This window comes from Vagococcus allomyrinae (assembly GCF_017829975.1).
In the GTDB taxonomy this organism is placed as follows: Bacteria; Bacillota; Bacilli; order Lactobacillales; family Vagococcaceae; genus Vagococcus_D; species Vagococcus_D allomyrinae.
Genome location: NZ_JAEEGA010000003.1, coordinates 307,295 through 332,405 on the forward strand (window position 1 = coordinate 307,295; position 25,111 = coordinate 332,405).

Genomic DNA, 25,111 nt, shown 5'->3' on the forward strand with positions numbered 1-25,111 from the left:
GAAAGATGATTGTGTGTGATCTTTCTACCCTCATGATAGCAAAATTCACAAACTTAAGGGTAGGACAATTTTCAGCCGTTATTGGACATTTTTAAGAAAATTAATTATTTACTTCACAAGCATTTTTTGTGCTATAATGGATGTAATGGGATTTATTTGTCGCTCTATAGATGATTTCACTATATTAACATTTTTCATTTAAATGATGTTTAATGTTTTAGTTAGTGATATTTATCGCAATAAAAAAACACGACTGAAGGTCAAAAAGAAAAGAGGAAAAATGTGATGTGCAATATTTTAATGATTACACCTGATGCTGAGCTAAAAAAAACATTAACCAATTTATTGAACAAATACTTCGTAAATGTTTTTATCTTACCTCATGCTAAGACTGGTCCGGAAGCAATGGCAATCGCTAAAAGTCATCAGCCTGAAATTATTATCCTTGATCTGACTTTAAAAAATGAAAACGCTTATTCGTGTCAACGAGATTTATTAGCGTCTCATCCAAATCTACGAAGTATCGTGATTGACAAAGAGGAAAACTGTAAAAATGCTCAAACAGCCATTCGCTTTGGTGCGATTGATTACTTGGTCCAGCCTTTAATTGAAAGCGAAACCCTGAACAGTATTCATCGAGCCATCATCTCGCTAAATCAGGTTTCGCTATTAAATCACCGATCAGAAACTGCCCTACCAACACAAAATGAAACCATTTTACCGATGATTCAGTATATCCACGATAACTACCGAGAAGAACTCAGTCTAGATTCCTTGGCTGATTTTATGCATCTCAATAAAAATTATATTTGCCAATTGTTTAAAAAAGAAGTTGGCATGACGTACATCTCTTATTTAAACCAATATCGAGTAGAACAATCCAAGTTGTTACTGCGTAACAGCGATAAGCAACTAGCAGAAATTTCTGAAACCGTTGGCTATACCGATCCGACTTATTTCAGTCGAATTTTCAAAAAAATTACGGCTATCAGCCCCAAACAATATCGACAAACTTATAAAGGAGACTTTATTCCCGCAGACCTCCAGCAACTATTATAAAGTCTTGTCAGAAAAAATAAGAGTTGCCTGCAACTAAGCGGGCAACTCTTCTGCAATTCTAATACAGGCCTCTAAAAATTCAAAGCCACTTTCCACTGCAATACCCACTAAATAACAACTTTTTGCTACTCTCAGCTAGCGGATTCCAATGGTCATTGGATTTTTATTATAACTAACGCCCACGATTGAAACATGGTATATTTTGCTCGTTTCCCAAACATCGTTTGCCGTGCCAGCATGCTATCTAGCTTCTTTTTAACTAGTTTATTCGCCTTATGGGCAACCAAATTTCTGCCGAATTATCTGCATTGTATAGCTCAACATCAGGCAATTTAGCAAATTCATAACCAAAGGAAGGCAGCCATTCTGTTATTACTCGCTGTTGCAAAGGTCCCACCTCTTGAGGAGACTGACAAGTAAAAATCGCCCAAGTGCCACTAGGAATCACTAACTCTGTCATGCCCTCAATCAATGGACTATCTGACGACGTCCCAATGTAATAATCAAACGTACTAGTACTTAAATCTGGGTTATAGTCACTTATGCCTAAAAGACCGTAAGGCTGCTGATTCATCAAAGCTAAAAATTCCATTATTTTTCCATTTTTTTGAAGGTCACCCCATAAGGCAGGAATCCGTTGATAACTTTCGCCATTTTCCGTCGTTGTCTGAATGCTAGTGCCAACCATGCGAAACGCCGCCTTCTCCTCAATTCGATAGTCAAGCATGCCACTGCTTTTAATCGTCAAATCAAAAGAAAGTGGCGGAAAAGCTTTAATCGTAACCCCTGTTTTTTTAGCCTCACTGGGTGCCATCCCGTGAACTGCTTGAAACGCTCGATTAAAAGAAGTGGGAGACTTATACCCATATTTCAAGGCCACATCAATCACTTTTTGCTCACCCTCTTGAAGATCTACTGCCGCTTTTGTTAAGCGGCGGTTGCGAATATATTCAGCTAAAGAAACACCGGCGATTAGCATAAACAAACGCTGAAAATGATAAACTGAATACCCCATTAAATCAGCCGCTTTTTCATAATCAACCGCTTCTTCCAAATGTGACTCGATATACCTTATGGCAGCTTTCATATCATCGATCCAAATCATTATTATCCCTACTTTCATCTTTTTTAACGATTACGACTTAGCAAATAATCTATTACCATGTTGCTGTTCCTCGCAATCAATTTCACCTTAAACACCCTGATGGTCTCCCCTTTATTAAGCATAACAGCTTTACCAACTCGTGACCTCTCTTTTTTTACCAAAATTCACTTTTTCTTTGGGTAAAAAAGAGCAGTTACTCCAATTCCATGTCTGAGTCCCCTCATAACTAACTGCCGCAAAATTATTGCGTCTATTTGGATGAAACTGATAATCATTTAGTATTTATAAACAGATAAAGACTAATAACTTATCATCCGTCTTTTTCACACTCACACGCCCCAGTGACCAAGATCTCCCCTGACCCCGTTCCATCATAAAAAAAGAGACAGCAAAATAACTTTATTTCTCGATAACCATTGACCTTTTGCCCAATAACCGCTAGCATTAAAGATAAGGCTATTACGAAAGGATGGGATTTAATGAAGATTGGAATTATTGGGGCAACTGGTAAGCAGGGGAATCTAATTTTACTTGAAGCGTATCGACGCGGTCACGACGTAACAGCACTCATCAGAGATCAACAAAAGCTTAAGCATGAGGTACCGTATATTGAAAAGGAGCTTTATGACCTAACACCGGCTGAATTAGAGGGATTTGACGCTGTGGTTGATGCTTTTAACGCACCTGCAAATATGCCGCAACTTCATCAAACTTCTTTGAGACATATTACCAAAGTAGTAAAAGATTTAGATACCAAACTATATGTTGTCGGTGGCGCTGGTAGCTTATATATTGACTCTGGCAAAACAACCCGTCTGTCTGAAACTCCAGACTTTCCTGAGTCATTTAAACGAACAGCTGATAGCATGGCAGCAGCTTTAGATGAATTGAGAAACAGTAAGGGAACGAATTGGATTTATGTCAGCCCTGCTGCAAACTTCGATTTTGAAGGAGCGAAAACTGGTGAATACCAACTCGCTGGTGAAACCTTAACAGTCAACAGCCAAGGTGACAGTTATATTAGCTATGCCGATTATGCCAGCGGCTTGCTAGACTTAATTGAAAGCGGCGACCATAACAAAGAGCGAGTCTCACTCGTTTCAAAATAAATAAAACAGGTTGATGGTTGATCAGCCTGTTTTTTTACCCTCAAATAACAGCCTGATATCTTACAAAAATGTTAGTTCTACGTTAGATCCTTCTATGGTTAACCCCCTTGTTTTGTCCCATACTAATATCAGGGTTAGATCACAGATTAGAAGGAGAAAAACAATGAAAAAAATCATGGCAATCTTAAGTGTTCTTATTATTGGCGCCGTCTTCGGCTTCTATTACTATTATTATGGAGGAAGTGCTTATTATACTGAAATCACCGACTCTGGCAAAGAAATCCAACTGATTGTTGACCAGACAAAGGAAGAAATAAAAGACTATCAGTATTCTCAAATCGCTTTTAACGAGCAAGGTGACGAGCGATCGCTTGAGTTCAACGGCGCAATCGGCCGCCCCCTAAAACTCAACGCTTATATTAAACTGAAAGTCAACCGCATTAAAGGCGTTGTCAGCTGGGAAGAAGTAACGAAAGACCAAGTTCCTAAAGAAGCCTTATCCCGACTAAACAACTAAGAAAGAAACTCACGACGACGTGAGTTTCTTTATTTTTTTAACAACCACTCATACAGCTGGTCATTGCTGTCATATGACGCACCATTTTGACAATGGAGCTCTGACGAAAAGGTCTCTTTATCGAATAAAATTAAGTGTTTATTCTCCGCTGGAATATTGGCAAAAAATCGTTGTCCCAGCCGATAATCATAATAATTATCCCTTTTGGCAAGAAAGATTAAACAATCTGTCGTTAATTGCTGGTAAGCGATCTCTTCACTAAACCTTTGACAAATACGCAGCAAATCATTTAAACCAGTCCCACCAAATACCCACTTTGCTTGTTCAATTTGCCAATTTAAAAATTTGTTGTTTCTGATATATGTCGAGCAGATCCCTTCTAAAAATAAAGGAAATCCTTTCTTTAAATAACCGTGTAAAAAAGCGGGCAACGATTTTTTTATAGAGTCAATCATCGAAGGAAAATAATTATACAACACGATTTTATCGAATAATTGCTCATCTAAACTAGCCGCACGCGATAACAAAAGGCCTCCTAATGAAATTCCGATGCCGATTTTAGGTCCCTTAAGCTGATAGTGATGCTGGTAAAAATCCACCACTACCTTTGCCACATGCTGCCAATCGGCTTCAAAAGGCAGCTGATAATATCTAATGACATTTGATTGTCCTGGACCTTCATAGAGCACCACATCATAGCCGTTGGCCAGAGCACTCACGACATTAGTGAAATAAAGCTCCTCCATTAAGGCGTCAAAACCACCACAAATATATAACACACCTAAAGAGGAATGAGTGGTTCGGAAAAAAAGTGTCCGTAATGTCACATCACGATAGGCTAACTTATGTTGAGAAAATGGCAGTTGTTTGCATGTCAAACCACGGTAAAACAAGCTAACCGACTGATGATAGACCTCTTCTTTGCGACGATCCCCCGGAGGTAAAAAAAATTCGGCCGCTTGATAGTAGCGACTCGCTCTTAAAAAAGCATTTCCCTGGGATTCTTTAGCCTGAAATGCTTCAGCTCGATTAGCTAAATCAGCCGCAAAAGTCCGCCATTCTCGGTACCATGATTCATAATTGCCATCCTTTATTTTTTCTGTCACAGCTGCCACTTCTCCATAATCTGCTCCTCCACTTGGTCCATACCACATTAAACGTGTCGCTTCAAACTCCATTTCAAAATTTTTGAAAAAATGTCGCCTCATTCTATCATTCCCTTTCCACTTCTACTATAATTAAAAGTATATGGAATAAACCTCTACTTGGAAAGAAGGTACCTTTACGTGTCTACTACTAATCAATGTGAACAAGATCGCCGTTTGCGTGAACTGGCTCTGCCTTTTTTGGGTAAATGGGTGCCCTTTATTTTAATCCTATTAGCCAGACAGTCTCATAGTTTTGCCGATTTAGAACGAGCCATCGACGGCATTTCAAGGAAGGTATTAAATGAAAATTTAGTCCAACTACAAATGTCTGGATTGATATTAAAAAATGGGCAACCTTCTACTGGATTTCCTGTCAGCTATGAATTAACGGAGCTTGGCAAAAGCAGCTTAGTTGTTTTGGAAAGTTTAAAAACATGGCTTAAAGCCCATGAGACAGAGATTAATTTTAATCGACAAGCGTTTGACAGCACTGAATAAGGCTAACTTTCTCATCGAGAAGTTAGCCTTTTGGTTATTTTTTAGGTAAGACAATGTCTTTGTATAAATAGACAGTGATAAAGTAATAAACTAAGTAGATACACCCATAAATCCCAAAGGGCATCGCAATGTAAGCATAGGGATTCGGGATAAAAAGAGTAAACATCTTCAACCCAACTAAGACATGGATCACGCCTAGAAAAGCCGGAGCTAAGAAGATGGCTAAAATTTCCTTGCGAATCGAGCCCATTAGCAATTGACGCCTAACACCGATTTTATGTAGCATGTCGTAACGAGCAATATCTTGATAAGCCCCTGTTAATATTTTAAACATCAGACAACTGGCTAACATTGCTAAGAAAGCAATGCCTAAGAAAAAGCCCATAAACATAAAACCATTGGCCATGCTTTGAATCTGTTGATACATCTCATATTTTCCATTACTGTATTCCAAACCTGGATGACGAGCTAATTCCAATTGATGCAACTCTTTAAAGTTCGCTAGCTGAGCTTGATAGTCTGCCACACGAATAACTTGAATCGTATTAACTTCCCCAACAAGCTGGTCAAATTCAGCTTGAGACACTACGGCATAACTATTTTCATATAAGCCGCTATTGTTATAACCGTCCGCTATTTGATTAAAGCCTTGAGCAATTCTGCCTTCACCTTCATTTTGGTAAGCATAAACATGATTTAATTCTACTTCCTTCAGTTCTTTAAACGGCGCCCCAATCTCCTGCTTTTCCTGAACTAATAAAGGATGATTGGCCAGCTCTTCCTGAATAAAATAGGCGGTCTCGCCGACCTTCTTTGAATGATAAGTAAAGGCTTCTTTAGTCTCTAATTTATCCATCACAGCTTGAATTTCTGGCGTTGCATTATAAACAACTGCGTCATTGACATTTGTACTTAATAAATCTGCTGCAAAATTTTTAAACGCTTGACCAACGGTGACTGCCCCTAAAGATAAAGCCAATAACATCGTAACTAACCCTAAAACTTGGGCCAAGGAAGACGCCTTAAAACTCAGTTGAGATAAAGTAAAAATGCGAATTTTTTTGCCACTTAGCGCTTCCCATGACTTTAATTTGCCCACGATCAGGGGAACTAAAGCGCTAAAAAATAGAAACGTCCCAGGCGTAATCGTTAAAATTGCTACCACGATCCCAATGATCTGAACTGTCATAATGTTTACCATACAGGCATAGCCAATGCCAATCAACACCAATGACAGACATATTTTGACAATGGTCATCAGCGGTTTCCCTTTTGACCGCTCAGACTGACTTTCACTGTACAGCAAGTCTAGCGTCCGTGTTTTCATAAATTTTGTCACATTGACAATGGTGGTAATGACAAATAGAATGCAAAAAAATACCAAGGTAATCAGCAGGGCATTAGGTACAAACGCCTCGTAGGTATTAGAAGGCAAATCAATGGCTGAACTTAACCAGTCTCCCATTAATTTTGCCAAAACAGTTCCTAAAAGCAACCCGACAACGATGGAAAAGCTACCGATAAAAAGGGTTTCAATCGCCATCATTTGACCAATTTTTTTCTTTTTGGCTCCCAGCATCATGTACATCCCATACTCTTTTTTGCGCATGGAAAGTAAAAAAGAATTGGCGTAAAAGATATAGACAATGGTGATAATCGATAACAAGAAGGCTCCTAATTGAAAGACAATCGCCACCATGGAAACAGACGGAATATTCTCTTCCAGAAAACTCGTATTTAATGATAAAGTTTGAAACATATAGAAAATAGAAATAGCAATCATCAATCCCAACATTAAGACGAGATAATCTTGCCAACGTTTTTTAACACTTGTTAAAGAAAGTTTAAACATCATCAGCTTTACACCAAACTTTCTGCATCAATTTCAAGACCTGCTAGTACCGACAAAATCTCTTGATAAAATTCCTGTTGTGTTCCGCGACGGTGCAATTCTCGATAAATTAGCCCATCTTGGATAAATAAAATTCGTTTACAATAACTTGCACTTACCGCATCATGGGTTACCAGCAAAATAGTGGTTTTATAATCTTCGTTCAATCCCCGTAAGGCTTCTAACAAATTTTTAGCATTTTTAGAATCCAAGGCTCCTGTTGGTTCATCGCCAAGAAGTAAGTTGGGGTTATGGACTAGCGCTCTTGCAGCAGCTACCCGTTGTTTTTGCCCGCCAGACACTTCTGTTGGATAACTTCCTAAAATCCGCTCAATATCTAGCACTTTGGCAATTTCTTTCACTTTCTTTTTCGTTTTACTTGCCGAAACACCCTGAAGTGAAAGAGGCAGACCAATGTTTTGCTGCATGGTTAAATTTTCTAATAAATTGAAGTCCTGGAAAATAAACCCAATATTTTTCGCTCTAAAATCCGATAATTCACTTTCCTTTAACCCATTTAGCGTGGAACCTGATATTTTGATATCGCCGTTTGTTGGACTATCCAAAGCCGAGAGGATGTTTAGCAAGGTCGTTTTTCCTGAACCAGAAGGTCCCATAATGCCGACGAATTCCCCTTCTTGAATCTCAAAAGAGATATCTTTAAGAGCTTCGTGTTGTTTTTCCCCTTTTTTCCCATAAACTTTCTGTATATGTGTTACTTCTAATACTGTTGTATTCATAATCGGCCTCCAGTTAATTGGTAGTTTTGTTATTTCCAACTACCTGATGACCTTAGTTTACGCCAAAACGAGACAAGCGTCCTTCGAATGTTCTTACAGATTTTACAACTGACCTAACAGTTTTGTCACATATAAAAAAGCTGACGACTAAACGCCAGCTTTCCGTATTCCTCATTATTTAATTAGTCTAGCAGCCGCTTCATCACACAAAACCGTGACATCTGGATGAAATTGCAAAATAGAAGCTGGGATCTCTGGGGTCAATGCCCCATTAAACGCTTTAGCCAAAATCTCGGCTTTCCCCTGCCCACTGGCAATCACAATGATTTTTTTCGTTTTCATCAATGTTTTCATCCCGATCGAGACATAACAATCGATCTCTTCTTTAAATTCATCCGATTCTGCTAACATCGCCTTAAATTTATCATCCAGTAATACCCGATAGCCTTGGTTCTCAAAGGGGGTCCCAGGCATATTAGCCGCAATATGGCCATCAGCACCGATCCCCATTATCGCGAAATCAAGGCCGCCAGCTTCTTCGATAAGTGCTTCGATTTTGGGATACGTTTCCTCAGTTAAATAGGTGATTTGCTCATCCTCAATTTGATTAGCTTTAAAGAAACTTTCATTGATGTACTCAAAACGCTTGTATTCCAATGGTTTCGTACTTAAATAGAGATTGTCCTGTTGAAAGAAATGAACCGTCTCCGATACCCGACTATCACTAGCTACCAGTAACTCTTTAATAATTTCATACGCACGCAAAGGGGTTGAACCTGCTGTTAACGAGAGGTTCATTTTCTGATCTGTCGTCAAGTAAGGAATGATCATTTGAGCTAACCCCTGACTCATCGCTTCAACATCTTTTTTGGCAATTACTTTCATGGATAACGCCTCCTAATTTTTTTAGTTGACTTCATTTTACTAAACGCCCATTAAAAGTGATAGTCATTCTGCGCCTTAAAAAAACGGTTTCTATAAAAAAAACAGCAAGAGAGGTTCCCCCTTGCTCAGTTCTCTATGTCAATAACTTTAAGGCAATCGTCGAGGCTAAGATCACCGCAATACATAACAGTCGTTTAATATCTGTGGAATCTTTAAATAAAACGATGCCGACTATCGCAGTTCCCACCGTTCCAATTCCCGTCCAAATCGCATAGCCGGTTCCCATGGGGATCACTTGCAAAGCAAAAGATAACATCCATAAGCTACTGCCCATCGTTATAAAGGCGAGAATAATCGCTCGCCGATTTCCTTCAGCCAAGCGCTTAATGTTCCAGACGCCGATAATTTCCATTAACCCAGCACCAATCAACGCTAACCATTCCATTTTAGCCTTCCTCCTTTGCAGGTGTTTCAATCAGCTTCAAGCCGACTATCCCCATGATTAACGTTCCCATAAAAACCAGCTTTAAGAAGCTAATCTGTTCACCAAAAAAGACGACTCCTACAATAATGCTACCAACTGAACCAATACCCGCAAACACAGCGTAAACCGTGCCGATTGGCAAGGTCTTGGCAGCTTTAGTTAATAGAACAAAGCTGATCACCACACCGGCCCCAGTTAATAACCACTGAAGAATCGTTTCAGCATGACCTAACCCGCTAACCCAAACAAGTTCAAAAATTGAAGCAAATAATACCTTTAACCATTCCTTCGTCATACGTCACCTCTTAATTAATTATTCTACTCCATCGGTTGAAACGTCCACGATCGCACTCTTTCCAGCACTGCCCCACGCAGTTCATCATCTAAAGGGGAAGCGTTAAACAACTCAGAGTAATATAAGCCATCAATTGCTAAGCGAATAATCGTGGCCAAAACAGGATCATAGCCATCAGAGGTCATTTTCTGTTGAATCAGCCTAAAGCTATCTGAAACTGACTCGCTGACTTCTTTACTTGCTAAAGCACCTGCTACTAACGCCACATTTACAACTGATGACGAGTGTAAATCATGATCCGAAACATCGACCATCCCTCTTGACCAACTGCCAATCTCAATTTGCTCTTTTGACCGTCTCGCTTCAATGCGATCCAGATAATCTTGATTTAACATATCAGCTAAGCTTAAGAGCAACACATTCTTATTCGGGAAGTAATGAGTCACGCCACCTTTACTATACCCAGCTTGTTTCGCTACCTCATCTAAGGTTATATCGGCCAAGCCACGGCTTGCCAACAATTGCTCAGCGCTTTGCAAAATATGGCGTCGTTTTTCTTCAGCTTTTGCCATCTTGCACCTTCTTTCATTCATCATAAAAAAACAAAACGAACAGTCGGTTTTTATTTTACTAAAAGCCTTGCTTAATGTCAATCAAACGTCGTGATATCTGTCAAATAATCACATATCTTTTATTATTACTTGATTAATAATAAAAGATAGTCTTAAAGGCAGCAAAAAGCACCGACCCCCTTTTTCAAGTTCGTCGGTGCTTGTTATAACTAATCCCTATTTATTCCCCTGCGGCTTCTAAGATTTTTTGCAAAGACAATTCACTAGTATTAGCCACTCGATAATCAGCTTCTTTCATTGATTCGGGATCGCCCACCCCAACAGAAAACATGTGCGCCCCATTAATGGCAGCAATTCCAGCTTCAGCATCTTCAACACCGATACACTCAGACGCCTCTAACCCTAATTGTTGAGCCCCTTTAACAAAGATTTCCGGATCAGGTTTTCCCTTCGTCAGTAAACTAGGATCAACAATTTCGTCAAAATCAGCGGTAATGCCTAAACGATCTAAAATAACCGGCCCATTCTTACTAGCAGACGCCAGAGCAAGTTTAATACCGGACGCTTTTAGATCCAGCAACAGCTGAGGAATACCAGGCAATAGATCGGCTGGAGTAATATCTTCAATCAGTTTAACATACTCTCCATTTTTATCCGCTGCCAGTAATTCCTTCTCTGAATCCGTATAACGATCAGCTTTACCACCGTAAGCCAAAATCCGCTCTAAAGAATCCATTCGCGAAATTCCCTTGAGTTTTTCATTAAACTCACGGTCAATTTCAATTCCCATTTTTTTACCAAGATTTTTCCACGCATGGTAATGATATTCAGCAGTATCAGTAATAACCCCATCTAAATCAAATATAAAGCCTTTAATTGTCATCTTATTGTCTCCTTTCAAAAAAGCAACCAACTAACTGATTGCTTTTTTGGACTATCTCTATTTTACCTGATGAACATACTCATCAGCAACTATCACTGTCTCACCAAAAAGACTTAGCTCTAAAGGTGCTCCTTGTAAAATTGCCAAGCGGACTGCTTCATGGTTAACTGTTACCTGTAACAAATGCTCTTGATAGGTCACTTTAAAGGAATACCCTTGCCAATCTTTTGGTGTAAATGGGCTAAAACTTAAGTTCCCATCCAAGGTACGCATCCCAGCAAATCCGTGAACTAAAGATAACCAGCCACCACTCATGGAGGTGATGTGTAAGCCATCTTCCGTATCATTATTATAGTTATCTAAATCTAAGCGGGCAGTTCGAGCATATAGTTCGACAGCTTTTTCTTCCATTCCAAGTTCTGCTGCCAAAATACTGTGAACACATGCGGACAATGAGGATTCATGAACCGTCATCGGTTCATAAAAATCAAAATTGCGCTGCTTTTCTGCTGCAGTGTATTCATGATTCAAGAAATACAACCCTTGTAAAACATCGGCTTGTTTGATAAATGGCGAGCGCAACACTTTATCCCATGACCAATTTTGATTCAACGGTAAATCTTCTTTGCGTAACGAAGAAACAGGTTGAAGATCTTTATCTAAGAAGGTATCATGTTGAACAAAAATCCCTAATTCCTCATCAGTTGGGAAATACATTTTGTCGATAATCTCTTGCCATTTGCTTGTTTCACCCTCAGTTATTCCTAAAGCTGAGGTCTTTTCAGCTGTCACTTTTTGCAAACTTTCCAAAGTATAGCGCAAGACCCATGTGGCGATGGTGTTCGTATACCAATTATTATTAACATTATTCTCGTATTCATTAGGGCCTGTGACACCGTGAATCATATATTGATCTTTTCGTTTCGAATAGTGAACCCGATCTTCCCAGAAACGAGAAATCCCTACTAAAACATCGATTCCTTCATTTATTAAGTATGTGTCATCTCCTGTATAGGATGTGTAGTTAAAAATAGCGTGGGCGATGGCTCCATTGCGATGAATCTCTTCAAAGGTAATTTCCCACTCATTATGACATTCAACACCCGTAAAGGTTACCATCGGATAAAGTGCCCCTTTTAAGCCTTGTTGTTTAGCATTATGAAACGCACCAGGTAATTGTTGATGACGGTATTTTAACAACTGCTCACTAACTTCTTTGCCGGCCACAGACAAATACATCGGCACGATGTAAGCTTCTGTGTCCCAGTATGTTGCGCCACCATATTTTTCACCAGTAAAGCCTTTGGGTCCAACATTTAGTCGGGCATCTTCGCCGTAATAGGTAGAAAATAATTGGAAGATATTAAAGCGCATGCCTTGCTGAGCTTCATCATCTCCATCAATCACCACATCAGCCTTTTCCCAACGCTGACGCCACCCTTCACTATGGGCCGCTTTTAAGGTATCCCAGCCTGTTTCAAGTGCTTTCGTCGTGATGGCCTCTGCTTTAGCTAGTTGATCCACCTCGGATACGTCACGGCTTGTGACAACTGCCACGTATTTTTCCAGCTGAGCAGTCTGTCCTTCAGTCAAATTATATGTGTATGTTTCTGCCACGTATTTAGCTGATTCATGTTGGCTGACTTCCGTTGTGGATGCCCAATTTTTCATGCCAGTGGTCACACTAAAGCGAGGAGTTCCAAATGGATTCTCAATAGTTTCCAATGTTAACGCTGAAAAATCGCCGACTTGTCGCGCTTTTTCTAGCCAGAAAACTTCTTCATAGTTACTGTCTTCATTTGTGACATTCCCATCTAATTTAGGGGTTAATTCAACTATGCCTTGGCCTTTTAAGAGCTCCACTGCTACTTTGACTAGAGACAATTCCTGAGTTGAAATACTGACAAAACGTTCAAAACGAACTTGAGCCGCCACTCCAGCTAACTCAACGGTATAATGTCGTCTTAAAATACCTGATTTCATATCCAATTCCAAATAAAAATCATGATAATTGCTAGCAGCTAAATCAATCACCTGCCCATCAATCGTAACATCCACCCCAATAAAGTTAGTCGCATTGATCACTTTACCAAAGTATTCAGGATAACCATTTTTCCACCAACCAACTCGTGTTTTGTCTGGGTACCAAACACCAGCAATATACGTACCTTGATGGCTGTCACCTGAGTACCCTTCTTCAAAGTTACCGCGCATGCCCATATAACCATTTCCAATTGATGTTAAACTCTCTTGCAGTCGTTTATTTTCAACGTCTAACTGAGTTGTCTTAATCTTCCATGGGTCAATTTCAAATAATCGTTTAAACATAGTAAATCTCCTTTTCTTTGTAAGCTTGCCCTCTCTGGCCACTGCTAACTCCGCAGATCCTAAGCTCTCTGTAGTTTGCTGACTTTACTTTTAGCATAGCTGTCATTAAAACGCGTTGTGACAAAAACGCCAAGCAGCATCAGAACTAACCCAAATGATTGGATACTGAGCACAAGCGTCATATCAAAACTGATTAATCCGACTACCATTCCCAACATGGTGCTTAATCCTAATCCGTTTAGAACCAGATTCAGAGACTCTTGGTACGTCTTAATTGATGATAGATGATTCTTTTTCGTCAACCAAACAAAGAACCCTCCGCCAACAATTAATATGACGTTACTAACTAAAATCAGTGAGGCACTCATCAGCATCATGGTAAAGGCAACAAATGCTTTATTCTGTTTTAGCCACTGAGAACTAATCCCTTGTTTCAGTTCTTCGACAGTGGTAAAATCCTGTGGATTAAAGTCTTTGGTATAACTCACCTTAAACTCATAGCCGGATGCGTCTTTTAAGATCATGGCCGTTTCACCAAAACTAATGCCACTTTTCACGCTTTTAAACTGATCCTCGCTTAAATTAACCCCAATTGTGCCTCGGCTGTTAATCATTTGGCTGCCTTCAACAGCAAGCTGACCATCTTTAAAACCAGCCGCCTGAATTGTCATAAGCGTGTCGTGATCCACCTGTTTAAACATATCTGGCATAATTTCAGCCAATTGAAAGTTGGTTGACCGTGCCATATTGACTGTCACAGGAATTAACGCCAAGGCAGTAATGAAGATAAAAATCACCACTAGCTGGAACTTAGTTAAAGACTTCCGACCTAAAAAAACGCGCCTAGGTGTGACGATATTAGCAAAATAGCTAAATGGAAATGGTAGTTTAGTCATAGTTTTCTCATCCTTTGTTGTAACATACTCAATCCTTAGTAAGGGACCGATCTAGCCTTTGGTTCCCCCAGCTACCAAGCCGGATACAAAGTGCTTCTGTAAAAAGAAGAACAATGTTGTAATCGGCACAGCAATCAAGATGGCGCCTGCCGCAAACAAGGCAATCTTTTGGTCTTTAGTATTGCTGATAAATGATTGTAACCCGACGGCTACTGTTAATTTTTCTTGTGTTCGCAATAAGAAACGAGCTAGCATAAAGTCACCAAAAGGTCCCATAAAGGCCCATAACGCTTGTACTGCTAGCATTGGGCGAACCAGCGGCAACACAATTTGCCAAAAAATTCTAAAATGTCCTGCCCCATCAAGTTTGGCACTTTCATCCAAATCAATCGGCACGGTATCAAAGTACCCCTTCATTAACCAAGTATTCATCGGAATCCCGCCGCCGATGTAAATCATCGTCAGGAACCAATACTGATCTAAAGCATCCAATAGAAACGCCATAACATAAAAGGCTGTTAAAGCAGCCATCGTCGGCACCATTTGCACAATTAAAAAGAATTTCAAACTGCTTTTGCGCCCGACAAAGCGATAACGGCTATAGGTATAACCAGCCAGGGTCACAATCACCACTTGACAAACCATCGTGAAGAACGCAATGATTAAGGTGTTTTTATACCAACTACCGTACAAGGTTTCCGTGAACAGACGTTGAAAGTTATTCAAGGTCCATTTGCCGTTCAGACTTAAGCTAAAGGCATTGACATTCCCAGCCTTAAAGGCAGAACTAATGGTAATTAACAATGGGTAGATAATAATGATGGACAGAATAACCATAAACAAATAGGTGAAGAACTTCGTCCAAAACTGGGCTGTCTTCTGTGAATGAAGTTTATTTTTCATTACATTCCCTCCATATCAAATGCTTTGGTACGTTTAAAGACAATTAACGACACCGTAATCACAATCGCTGAAATCATCAGTGTCACAGCTGCTGCCACAGAATATTGTGGAGATGTCCCAGTTGTCAATTTATAGATCCAGGAGATCAAGATATCCGTTGAACCTGCGCCACCACCAACACTACCAGGCCCCCCCATATTAAAGAGATAGATCATCGAGAAATTATTAAAATTCCCAGTGTATTGAGTGACGAAAATCGGCGCCGCCACATATAAAATCATCGGCATGGTGATTTGACTAAAACGTTGAATCGCATTCGCGCCATCAATCTTAGCCGCTTCATACAAATCTGCTGGAATTGATTGCAAGATGCCTGTTACCATAACATAGATATAGGGGAAACCTAACCAGCCTTGAATCATGATGATCGCCACTTTGGTCCAAAACGGATCGGTCTTCCATGCAATCGCACTAATATCAACAAAAGGTAAATGATTAAGAAAAGGAATCACCTGCGCATTAATCGCGCCGATACTGTCATTAAAAATATTGGAAAAACTTAAAATAGTAATAAAAGCGGGGACGGCCCACGGCAATAAGAAGATTACGCCAAACAGACGACGCCCCTTGATAAATTCCTGATTAGCCACCACCGCAGTAAAAACACCGAGCGTGATTTGTAAAGTCGACGCACACATGGTCCAAATCAACGTCCACGAAAGCACTGAACCAAACGTGTCACGATATGAACTTAAAAAGAAAATACTAAAAAAGTTCTTAAAGCCGACCCAATCAATCAGATTAGCTGGTGGAATATGGTAAAAATCGTAGTTTGTAAAGGCCATAAACAAGGTCACCAGGACAGGGAAAATAATAGCAAATGTCATTACAATATAAGCCGGTAATGTTAGAACATAGGGGAAACCATTGTCAAACATATTATGAATAATTTCTTTTGCAGTCACATTTACTTTCATTCCTGAATTCCATTGTTTCGCTACCATGCGGGCATCACGAAGATTGATGGCATAAAAAATTAAAAAGATAACCGTAATGATAATTTGTAAAGTTCCTTCAATCATTAAAAAGAGCGAATGATCTTCGATTGGCACACTTCCAAGGGTAATAAAACCGTGTAACGCCCCAATCCCAAATGTGGCCATTTCAAATAGAAATAAGAGAAACACACCTAAAAAGATAAATCCTTTAAATTTCTGTTCATTATAAAATTGGCCTAATCCTGGGATAAGAGATAAGAGAGTTGCTCGTTTAACATTTTTTTTGTTGATTGCAGTAGTCATCTTGATTCTCCTCTTTAAACGAATTTCGGCAGAGCGAACCCTGCCGAAAACCAGTTAACTTTATTTCGTGTATTTTTGGGCGATTGCGTCATTAATGACTTTAACCGCTGCATCTGCTGCTTCTTGAGCTGTTTGTTTGCCTGAAGCCGCATCAAACATTAAGTTTTCACCACCAGCCCATACTTCACCCATTTCAGGAATGTTTGGCATTGGATCAGCATCCGCATATTGGGCGATAACAGCTGATGTAATTTGATCATCACCTGAAGCAGCCAATTCACGTGATTTGTTGTTGGCAGGAACTTCATTTGTTACGTCATATAATTTAGTTTGATTAGCTTCTGTTGTTAGAAAATCAATAAATTTTTGACCCACTTCTTTGTTTTTAGAATAGTTACTAACTACCCATGCTTTACCACCACCAAAGGCTTCATAAGCATTGCCGTTATTTAGAGTTGGAATCTTGGCAACACCAAAGTTAACACCGGCTTCTTTATAGTTAGCTGCTGCCCACGGACCATCGATGATAGCTGCTGTTTTACCATTAACAAACTGATCGGTAATGAAATCACCAGCACTCTTAACATCTTGCATTCCTTTAGGCCATGTTTTTTGGAACCATGTATTAGCATATTCAATTCCTTCAACCGCTCCCGGCGAATTCAAGCCAACGTCAGTCGGATCAGTGCCATCATTGCCAAAGACATAACCGCCATAACCAGCTAATAAACCATAAGCTGAGTAAAAGTCAGTCCATTTAGCAAGGAAGCCAACATTGGTGCCTTTTTCAGCAGTAAAATCAAATTTAGGATCTTTAGCGATTTCTTCCAAATCTTTAAAGGTTGCGGGAACCGTATCGATTAAGTCTTTATTGTAATAAAGAACTAATGTTTCAATTATCGCTGGCTCACCGAAGAATTTGCCGTCAACAGTGACTTGAGATCTATCAGTGTCATTGTAATCTGCTTCATTGCCTAGCGTCACTTCAGCCAAATGTCCTTGTTGTCCCAAAGGTCCCAAACGGTCATAAGCAGACATCATCACGTCTGGTGCTTTACCAGCTGGTCCATCTAAAGGTAATGCTTCTAACTGTTCAAACATATCTCGCTCAGTTAATTTAACCGTCACGTCATGCTCTTTTTCAAAGTCACCTTTAATCGCTTCAAGATATTTGATATACCCTTTATCAACGGAAACGTTTAACGTTTTGCCATCTGATTGACTGGCTTCTTCTTTAGCCTTCTCTTTCGCTCCACCACAAGCTGCCAAACTTAAAGCAATACCGGCTACTAATAACCCTAAGCCAACTTTTTTAAAACTCTTCTTCATTACGAATACCCCCTGCATTTTTTTGTTTTCGCTTACACCCTTATTATTATCTGTTACGTGTACCATTGCAATCGCTTTACAGCTGTTACCGTTAACAAGAATCACAACGGTTTTTTATTTGGCTTGGACTAGGACAACAAAGCCTTTTGGCTGAATCAATGTATCTGCTAGGCGACTCATCACCACTTTCTGATCAGCTGTTTTCTGATAGCTTTGACTGTCGGTCCCTCTGTTAAAGTAAGCCGTTAAGATTTGGGAATCCGTTTCACGCTTAAAGCCAACGACCTGGTGGGTATCATCTGCCAAGATGAAGTCAAGCGTCCCCAACGACAAAACAGGTTGATAATCTTTTCGCAGCTGAATCAATTCTTTGGTAAACGCTAGGAACTGCTGATCTTGCCGTTCTTGCTCCCAAACCATCGTCTTGCGGCAATCCGGGTCATTTTCACCAGTCATGCCAACTTCCGTCCCGTAGTAAATGCACGGTGAGCCGTGTTGTAAAAATGTAAAGGCCAAAGTCATCTGAGCAACCGCTTTGTCTTCATCTGCAATGGTCAATAGACGAGCCGTATCATGAGAATCCAGCATGTTAAACATTACTTCATTGGTTTGTTGGCGATACAACATCAACTGTTCATTGAGGCCACTGACCAGTTTTGAAGCTGAGATCGATTGCGCCACAAAGAAATTAGCAATGGTCTCAGTGTAGGCATAATTCATGACAGCGTGGAACTCATCACCATTTAACCAGCTTTGTGAGGAATGCCAAATTTCACCTAGAATATAAAAGTCCTCTTTAATAGCGACTGTTTCACTATAGAATTTTTTCCAGAAATGATGATCCACTTCATTCGCCACATCTAACCGCCAAGCGTCAATGTCGAATTCTTCAATCCAATAGGTAGCAATTTCCAGTAAATAAGCTTGTACTTCTGGATTTGCCGTATTTAACTTAGGCATTCTTGGCGTAAAAGCAAAGGTATCATAAGACACGGTTTTAGCCCCTTCTTGATTACCATTAGTCCCAAACTCCACTGGATAACTGTGAATGTGAAACCAATCAGCATACTGGGATTGACCTTCATTTTTTATGACATCTTGCCATTGAGGAGAGTGATACCCCATATGGTTAAACACCGCGTCCAACATAATTTTGATGCCTCGTTTATGGGCTTCATCCACCAACGTTTTAAAGGTGGCCTTATCTCCAAAATCTGGATCAATCTCAAAGTAATCAATCGTGTCGTATTTGTGATTGGAGTGAGCTTTAAAGATTGGACAGAAATAAATACCATTAATCCCTAAATCCACTAAATAATCTAAATGGTCGATTACCCCTTGTAAATCGCCACCAAAAAAATCTTCTCGACCAGGGTGTTCCTTGCTGGACCATGGCAACGTGCCTTTCGGATCATTGCTTGGATCCCCATTAGCAAAACGCTCTGGAAAAATTTGATACCACACAGTTTCCTTAACCCATTGTGGTGCTTTAAAGCGATCCATTTCCTGAAAATATGGCATTCTAAAATAATTTTCTGCTTTGGCAATCACTTCCGAATCGTAGTCAAAAATCCCACGATCACCATAAAAAACTTCTTGATCATGTCCGACAACATGAAAGCCATACTGTAAGCGGCGAAAAGCGGCAGTAGTTTTAATCAACCAATAGTCAAATTGTTCTGTGCTAGTTAGTAACGTCATCGGTTCAGAATCTAAATACCACCGATCCTCACCGATTAAATAAGGATCCCCTTTAATGACATTGACCGACGTGACGTCGCCTTTTTTAGTTCTTAAACGGATATGAAATTCATCCTGCTCATATAAATAAGCGTACTCACTGTCCGGTCGGTGCAATAATGCTGATTTTTCCATTGTTAACTTCCTACTTTCATTAATTAATGATGACAACTGCCCCATATGGTGGCAACTCTAATTGATTTTTTGTCAGAACATAAGGTGTCCCATGAAGAACGACTTGACCACCAGTTAGCTCGTCCGGCACCTCGATTATCACTGGTTTTTTGCTTAAATTACAGGCAACTAGCGCCAACTGATCCGCCAGCTCTCGCTGGTAAACATAGGTATCATCACCGGTTTCCAAAAGTTCAAATGCGGCTTCACCAAAGAGTGGTTGCTGCTTTAAAGCCAAAAGAGCTTGATAGTAATGCAAAACGCTCTCGCTCAATGCTTCCTGATCCGCTACATTGTAGACCGCTTCAATATTGACATCACTCCAGGGTTCTACTTCAGAAAAACCAGCATACGCCTCAGCATTCCACTGCATAGCCCCTCGACTGGCTTCTTTGTTCACGCTAGCAATCACTGCCAAGGCATCTTGTTGCGCCATCCCTTTAGCTAACATTTCATTAAAGTAGTCTTTTGCGGCTGGGTCCTGAAAAACATCAACATCATCGATCACCACGTTTTTCATCCCCAGCTCCTCACCGTACAAAATAATCGGCAATCCACGTTGTAAGTACATCAAGGTGGCCAACATTTTGGCGCTCTCATCTCGAAACTTTTGGTCATCGCCAAAACGGGACACTAAACGTGGCATATCGTGATTGTTCCAATAAAGCGTTGGAAAACGTTCCCCATTTAATTGGGCTTGCCAAGAAGCCATGGTCGCCTTAAACTCTTTCACCGCTAGTCGTTTCTGTTGTAACCCTTCAGGTAACTGATCGGTAATTTCACTGAACTCCTCAGGGAAGTAGCGGAAACTGACAACCGTATCACATTGATGATTGGCTGGATCCGTATATTGTCTGGCTAAACTTTCATTTGCTGAAGCAGCCTCTCCTAAAATAAAGAGATCAGGTTTAATGGCTCGCAACTCGCCAATAAAAGCAGAGAGATAGTCCCTTACTTTGGGCAAATTCGCGTAATACTCTTCTGCAATGGCTACTTGCCCCTCTGGAATATCAGGTACTTGCAGCGAAAAGTCCGCTTTCTCTAAGTGAATAAAAGCGTCAAAACGAAACCCATCAATCCCTTTCGTTAGCCAGTACTTTGCAATGTCAAGCATGGCATGACGAACTTCTGGATTTTGCCAATTTAAATCAGGCATTTCCTTATCAAAAAGATGAAAGTAATAATCGTCTGACTGCTTGTCTTTTTCCCAAACTGAGCCACCAAAAAATGACGCCCAATTGTTAGGTGGCAATGTTCCTCGCCCCTTTTTCCAAATGTAATAATCACGATAAATGTTATCTGGGCTTTTAGAAGCTTCATAAAACCACGGATGTTGAGTGGAGGTGTGATTGAGCACCAAATCAAAGACAATTTTTAACTGTCGTTTATGAGCTTCCTCAATAAACTCTGACAATTGATCCTCTGTTCCAAATAGTGGATCAATCGCATAATAATTTGAAATATCGTAGCCATTATCGACTTGTGGTGAAATGAAAATCGGGTTTAGCCACAGGGTGTTGACGCCAATGCTTTTAATATAATCCAGCTGGCTGGTAATCCCTGGAATATCACCAACACTATCGTTATTGCTGTCTTTAAAACTTTTAGGATAAATTTGATAAATGATTGCTTCTTGCCACCATTTAGTTGCCATGCAGTCCCCTCCTTCATAGTCAACACAAGCATACGAAATGTTACAGGTAACAGCAACCACAGAAAGCCTGTTACCGGTAACAAGATCAAAAAAATCAGCCTCCTGATTAGGAAACTGATTGTCATATGTCTAGTCACTTTTTTGTGTGCTTTCTCTAACGATTAGCTCAGGTTCAAAAAACTCATTGCCTTGAGGGGCCCCTTTTTGCTCAATTTTGTTTAATAGCATTCTGGCACATGCTTGTCCCATTTCAATCACTGACTGCTTGACTGTCGTCAATCTCGGATAAGCGATTTGATCAAGGAACACACCGTCAAATCCAATGACCCCATAATCAATGGGTATTTTAGCCTTCATGTTTAATAGCCCGCGCTCTATTCCAATCGCTAATCGATCTGAACTACAGACAAAGGCGGTTCTTTTGTTAAACTCATAAAAATTTTCTTCAATAAACGCGGCTGAATAACGGGATCGGTTATCAAAGCGGTGAATCTCAGGGAGAAGTTGATGTTTCTGCATCGTATTGATATAACCTGCTTCGCGAGAAAACTCAAAGGTCTCCTTGACATCAATCCCAATAAAGACGATTCGTTCATACCCCATCTTAATGGCGTGCTCAGTGGATAAAGTTGTTCCTTGTTTATTATCGGTATCAACAAAATCATAGCCATAACGATTTTCCCCGAAAAGGATCACTGGTTTTTCAATTCGACCAATCCACTCATAGTCTTTGTCTCTCATCCCAGTGATGATATAGCCGTCTGATAAGCCAACGTCAAAACTATTTTCCGTCACCAATTGCAAGGAATACTGATGCTTGTCTAACTCCATTGAAATCCCCATCAATAAATTCATGTAATAAGGTTCTGTCGTATCCATTTCTTCTAAAATGAACATCTTAACCACTTGAGTTCGATTATTTGCCAAAGCCTTGGCCGCCACATTAGGTTTGTAGTCCAAATCTTTCATGGCTTGAAAGACTAACTCCTTTAATTCATCTGTCACTTGCTCCGGGTGGTTAATCACCCGCGAGACTGTCATTTTCGAGACATTCGCTTTTTTAGCTACATCTGTTAACGTAACCATACTAGTTCCCGATCCCCCCTTTTTAAACCTATCTACTTTTCATTATAACTATTTCAAAAAATAATACTAGATTTAACCTTTGAATAAAAAATCATTTTTAACTTGACTGAACGAATAATAACGATATGATTAGATTATACTGTGGAAACAATGATAAAAAATACTGGAGGATTGACCATGGAACTTACCGACTTACTAACTCAACTAAAAGAAAAAGAATGGGTTGACTTAACACATGATGTAACTGCCACCATCCCGAGATTTTCGGCCTTTAACGCCTCTCAAGAAAAAACCTTATTCGGTTATCAAGATGGTTTTTATGCCAAAGAATACACCCTTCCTACGCAATATGGTACTCACGTGGATGCCCCTGCTCACTTTGTTGAAGGCAAACGACTACTTCATGAATTGACTCTAAAAGAGATGATCTTGCCTTTAGTCGTCCTACATGTGGAAGATAAAGTCGCTGCTAATCATGACTATGCTGTGACTAAAGAGGATATTTTGGCCTTTGAAGCCGAACACGGCGACATTCCCCCTCATAGCTTTGTGGCCTTAGCCAGCGGCTGGAGTCAGCGTTGGCCCGATCAAGCGGCCTTTGACAATAAAGACCACGATGGAAACAATCACACACCTGGTTGGTCCCTAGAGGCACTGAGATTTCTTTGTGAAGAACGACAGATTGATGCCATTGGTCATGAAACATTAGACACAGATTGTGCCCTTGACTACCAAAAAAACGGCACTCTTGAAGCAGAGTATTACGTCCTTTCCCAAGATGTCTATCAAGTTGAAGTCATGACTAATTTAACACAATTGCCTTCCAAAGGCGCCATCATCATCACCAGTGTCCCTAAGATTAAAGACGCACCGGGCTTTACTGCTCGCGCCTTTGCTATTTTGCCATAAGAAAAAGCTGTAGTGCTTCCCGAAGAGTAATCGAGGCACTACAGCTTGCTTCTTATCCCATTTTTTTAATTTCTGCCTTCATCGCCAGACTAGCTGCTATACCCGTCCCGCCTAAAATAATGGCCCATTTATGAGGTGTTAATAGCCCGAATAAAACGAGACTGGTACCCGTTACCCCATTTGCAATATAACTGGTTGTTAATGCCCTCTTACTGGGCCTCGGAATACTTATTTTTACCCCTGTTAACTCACCTGTCACCTGACAAACGCCGTCTATTACTGAATACATTGTGTTAATCATCGTGTTCCTCCTCTTTCTAAATAATAAAAGTTGACACAAACCACGTAGACGCTGATCCTAGAAAAGCTAAAATGGCTAGCGTTACACACGTCACCCCACCAATTTTTCTTCCTTTTGTCTTTTGCTTAAACGACAATAATAAACTACCAACAAGGAGTAGTATCACTCCCAAAATAATATTTACAATCATCGAAAAAGGGGCTACCCTTGACAAAAATGTCATAACTTCGCCATAAATACTCATTTACTTATCCTTCTTTCTACTAATAAAACTCGTTTAGTTTGGTGTTAGGAAACCTCATTTAAATAATTGAGGCAAAATTCCGTCTAATAAAAACATGAAGACTTCTCGATGATCATATGCCACTCGCTCTTTGTTTGTCACGGTATACAAAAGAGAACTAGTCACAGCAAACGCTTTTTCCTGACTGACAGCCAGTGGGAGACCCGTTAGCTTTACCAGCTCTTCAAACGAAGCCACACTGTCAAATTTAAGTTGTTCAATTTTTTCTTGTGGTAGCTTATTGATAAATGCTAAGAAATCGACCGAAGTAACATCGTACAAAAAGGGACGTTTATCATACTCATCAAAGTGACTAATCAGTGCCTGACGAAAGCCCTCCATACCACCAATATCTAAAATATTTTGTCTGATCGTTTCCGTCAATGACTTTTGAACACTCGCCAGAGTTTCACAAAACAACGACTCTTTTGACGGGTACAATAAATAAAAGGCGCCCGTTGAAATGCCAATACTAGCAGTTAGCTTACTGATACTCGTCTTCTTATAACCATATAGTGCCCAACTTTGTTCACATTCAAACTGAAGCTTGCCCCGCAAGTCCACTTTTTCTGCTTCAGAAAAACCTTTTGGTCCTTTTGTCATTTGTTCACCTCTTCTGTGAATATTTTTTTATTTTTATTCATAATTAAAATATAACCTTTTCCGATCACATTGTCAATAAAAAAAAAGCCGAAAAATTTAAGCTGCTGAAAAACGAATAGATTTCTTTCGTTTTAATCTTTAGAGATAAAATAATAAGGGTCCAATCCCTGATTTTGGGATTGGAACCTTATTTTATTCTCTTTTATTCATTCATCAGAGTCATGATTCTTTTTAAATTCGTTACAAACAACGTCGTGGCTGCCTGAACGGTCATGCCAAATAGACCATCATTTTGACTGGTCGCGTATCCATGCCGGTTTTTTATCTCACTATTTTTCGCTTCAATCATATAGCGATTTTTAGCTAATTCTTTGAATTCTTCTGTATTTTCAAACTCAATTTGTTCTTGATGTAGATC

26 protein-coding genes are annotated in these 25,111 nt (G+C 39.9%); 5 read left to right on the forward strand and 21 right to left on the reverse strand.

The window, feature by feature from the left end; all coding sequences use genetic code 11:
• Window positions 1–285: 285 nt before the first annotated feature.
• On the forward strand, window positions 286–1,059 hold the full coding sequence (locus tag I6N95_RS06925; protein ID WP_209526041.1) for a response regulator: 774 nt from the start codon (window positions 286–288) through the stop codon (window positions 1,057–1,059).
• 259 nt (window positions 1,060–1,318) lie between these two features.
• Here the strand turns inward: I6N95_RS06925 and I6N95_RS06930 are convergent, their stop codons facing one another.
• Window positions 1,319–2,164, reverse strand: a complete 846-nt coding sequence (locus I6N95_RS06930; protein ID WP_209526043.1) for an AraC family transcriptional regulator — start codon at window positions 2,162–2,164, stop codon at window positions 1,319–1,321.
• 479 nt (window positions 2,165–2,643) lie between these two features.
• Between I6N95_RS06930 and I6N95_RS06935 the strand changes: the two genes are divergently transcribed.
• Both I6N95_RS06935 and I6N95_RS06940 read left to right on the forward strand, forming a co-directional pair.
• The gene (locus I6N95_RS06935) at window positions 2,644–3,273 is read left to right on the forward strand and encodes an NAD(P)-dependent oxidoreductase (RefSeq protein ID WP_209526045.1); all 630 of its coding nucleotides are present in this window, start codon (window positions 2,644–2,646) and stop codon (window positions 3,271–3,273) included.
• 163 nt (window positions 3,274–3,436) lie between these two features.
• On the forward strand, window positions 3,437–3,790 hold the full coding sequence (locus I6N95_RS06940; RefSeq protein WP_209526048.1) for a YxeA family protein: 354 nt from the start codon (window positions 3,437–3,439) through the stop codon (window positions 3,788–3,790).
• A 29-nt stretch (window positions 3,791–3,819) separates the two neighbouring features.
• Here the strand turns inward: I6N95_RS06940 and I6N95_RS06945 are convergent, their stop codons facing one another.
• The gene (locus tag I6N95_RS06945; RefSeq protein WP_209526050.1) at window positions 3,820–4,998 is read right to left on the reverse strand and encodes an alpha/beta fold hydrolase; all 1,179 of its coding nucleotides are present in this window, start codon (window positions 4,996–4,998) and stop codon (window positions 3,820–3,822) included.
• A 78-nt stretch (window positions 4,999–5,076) separates the two neighbouring features.
• Here I6N95_RS06945 and I6N95_RS06950 point away from each other — a divergent pair, with 78 nt between their 5' ends.
• On the forward strand, window positions 5,077–5,436 hold the full coding sequence (locus tag I6N95_RS06950) for a winged helix-turn-helix transcriptional regulator (protein ID WP_209526052.1): 360 nt from the start codon (window positions 5,077–5,079) through the stop codon (window positions 5,434–5,436).
• Between the two features lie 34 nt (window positions 5,437–5,470).
• Here the strand turns inward: I6N95_RS06950 and I6N95_RS06955 are convergent, their stop codons facing one another.
• The 15 genes from I6N95_RS06955 to I6N95_RS07025 form a co-directional block, all read right to left on the reverse strand.
• Window positions 5,471–7,291 carry an FtsX-like permease family protein gene (locus tag I6N95_RS06955; RefSeq protein WP_209526054.1) on the reverse strand — a complete coding sequence of 607 codons (1,821 nt, stop codon included), beginning with the start codon at window positions 7,289–7,291 and terminating at the stop codon, window positions 5,471–5,473.
• Window positions 7,292–7,296: 5 nt separating this feature from the next.
• A complete protein-coding gene (locus I6N95_RS06960; protein WP_209526056.1) occupies window positions 7,297–8,067 on the reverse strand; it encodes an ABC transporter ATP-binding protein in 771 nt (256 codons plus the stop codon).
• Between the two features lie 174 nt (window positions 8,068–8,241).
• The gene (locus tag I6N95_RS06965) at window positions 8,242–8,952 is read right to left on the reverse strand and encodes a 6-phosphogluconolactonase (RefSeq protein ID WP_209526058.1); all 711 of its coding nucleotides are present in this window, start codon (window positions 8,950–8,952) and stop codon (window positions 8,242–8,244) included.
• Between the two features lie 133 nt (window positions 8,953–9,085).
• The gene (locus I6N95_RS06970; RefSeq protein WP_209526060.1) at window positions 9,086–9,397 is read right to left on the reverse strand and encodes a DMT family transporter; all 312 of its coding nucleotides are present in this window, start codon (window positions 9,395–9,397) and stop codon (window positions 9,086–9,088) included.
• Between the two features lies 1 nt (window position 9,398).
• Window positions 9,399–9,731 carry a DMT family transporter gene (locus I6N95_RS06975; protein ID WP_209526062.1) on the reverse strand — a complete coding sequence of 111 codons (333 nt, stop codon included), beginning with the start codon at window positions 9,729–9,731 and terminating at the stop codon, window positions 9,399–9,401.
• A gap of 23 nt (window positions 9,732–9,754) precedes the next feature.
• A complete protein-coding gene (locus I6N95_RS06980) occupies window positions 9,755–10,303 on the reverse strand; it encodes a TetR/AcrR family transcriptional regulator (RefSeq protein WP_209526064.1) in 549 nt (182 codons plus the stop codon).
• A gap of 220 nt (window positions 10,304–10,523) precedes the next feature.
• Window positions 10,524–11,186, reverse strand: a complete 663-nt coding sequence (gene pgmB, locus I6N95_RS06985) for a beta-phosphoglucomutase (protein ID WP_209526066.1) — start codon at window positions 11,184–11,186, stop codon at window positions 10,524–10,526.
• 57 nt (window positions 11,187–11,243) lie between these two features.
• On the reverse strand, window positions 11,244–13,514 hold the full coding sequence (locus I6N95_RS06990; protein ID WP_209526068.1) for a glycoside hydrolase family 65 protein: 2,271 nt from the start codon (window positions 13,512–13,514) through the stop codon (window positions 11,244–11,246).
• Window positions 13,515–13,573: 59 nt separating this feature from the next.
• A complete protein-coding gene (locus I6N95_RS06995) occupies window positions 13,574–14,410 on the reverse strand; it encodes a DUF1189 domain-containing protein (RefSeq protein ID WP_209526070.1) in 837 nt (278 codons plus the stop codon).
• Window positions 14,411–14,461: 51 nt separating this feature from the next.
• Window positions 14,462–15,313 (reverse strand): sugar ABC transporter permease, encoded by an 852-nt coding sequence (locus I6N95_RS07000; RefSeq protein WP_209526072.1) that lies wholly within the window; start codon window positions 15,311–15,313, stop codon window positions 14,462–14,464.
• The gene (locus I6N95_RS07005) at window positions 15,313–16,614 is read right to left on the reverse strand and encodes a carbohydrate ABC transporter permease (RefSeq protein WP_209526074.1); all 1,302 of its coding nucleotides are present in this window, start codon (window positions 16,612–16,614) and stop codon (window positions 15,313–15,315) included. Before I6N95_RS07005 ends, I6N95_RS07000 begins: the two co-directional genes overlap by 1 nt.
• Window positions 16,615–16,674: 60 nt before the next feature.
• Complete coding sequence (locus tag I6N95_RS07010) at window positions 16,675–17,943, reverse strand: extracellular solute-binding protein (protein WP_209526075.1); 1,269 nt, start codon at window positions 17,941–17,943, stop codon at window positions 16,675–16,677.
• 114 nt (window positions 17,944–18,057) lie between these two features.
• Window positions 18,058–19,818, reverse strand: coding sequence for a glycoside hydrolase family 13 protein (locus tag I6N95_RS07015; RefSeq protein WP_209526076.1), 1,761 nt, complete (start codon window positions 19,816–19,818; stop codon window positions 18,058–18,060).
• A 19-nt stretch (window positions 19,819–19,837) separates the two neighbouring features.
• Window positions 19,838–21,511: a glycoside hydrolase family 13 protein gene (locus I6N95_RS07020; protein WP_209526077.1), complete on the reverse strand. Its 1,674-nt coding sequence runs from the start codon at window positions 21,509–21,511 to the stop codon at window positions 19,838–19,840.
• 129 nt (window positions 21,512–21,640) lie between these two features.
• Complete coding sequence (locus I6N95_RS07025) at window positions 21,641–22,597, reverse strand: LacI family DNA-binding transcriptional regulator (protein WP_209526078.1); 957 nt, start codon at window positions 22,595–22,597, stop codon at window positions 21,641–21,643.
• Between the two features lie 177 nt (window positions 22,598–22,774).
• Between I6N95_RS07025 and I6N95_RS07030 the strand changes: the two genes are divergently transcribed.
• Window positions 22,775–23,506, forward strand: a complete 732-nt coding sequence (locus I6N95_RS07030; protein WP_209526079.1) for a cyclase family protein — start codon at window positions 22,775–22,777, stop codon at window positions 23,504–23,506.
• A gap of 52 nt (window positions 23,507–23,558) precedes the next feature.
• On the opposite strand, the gene I6N95_RS07035 is transcribed toward I6N95_RS07030, so the two are convergent.
• The 4 genes from I6N95_RS07035 to I6N95_RS07050 all read right to left on the reverse strand — a co-directional run.
• Window positions 23,559–23,807: a hypothetical protein gene (locus I6N95_RS07035; protein ID WP_209526080.1), complete on the reverse strand. Its 249-nt coding sequence runs from the start codon at window positions 23,805–23,807 to the stop codon at window positions 23,559–23,561.
• A 16-nt stretch (window positions 23,808–23,823) separates the two neighbouring features.
• The gene (locus tag I6N95_RS07040) at window positions 23,824–24,051 is read right to left on the reverse strand and encodes a hypothetical protein (protein ID WP_209526081.1); all 228 of its coding nucleotides are present in this window, start codon (window positions 24,049–24,051) and stop codon (window positions 23,824–23,826) included.
• A 54-nt stretch (window positions 24,052–24,105) separates the two neighbouring features.
• On the reverse strand, window positions 24,106–24,693 hold the full coding sequence (locus tag I6N95_RS07045; RefSeq protein WP_209526084.1) for a TetR/AcrR family transcriptional regulator: 588 nt from the start codon (window positions 24,691–24,693) through the stop codon (window positions 24,106–24,108).
• A 202-nt stretch (window positions 24,694–24,895) separates the two neighbouring features.
• Window positions 24,896–25,111, reverse strand: a 216-nt coding sequence (locus I6N95_RS07050) for a transposase (protein WP_209526086.1), incomplete at its 5' end; no start/stop codon positions are given.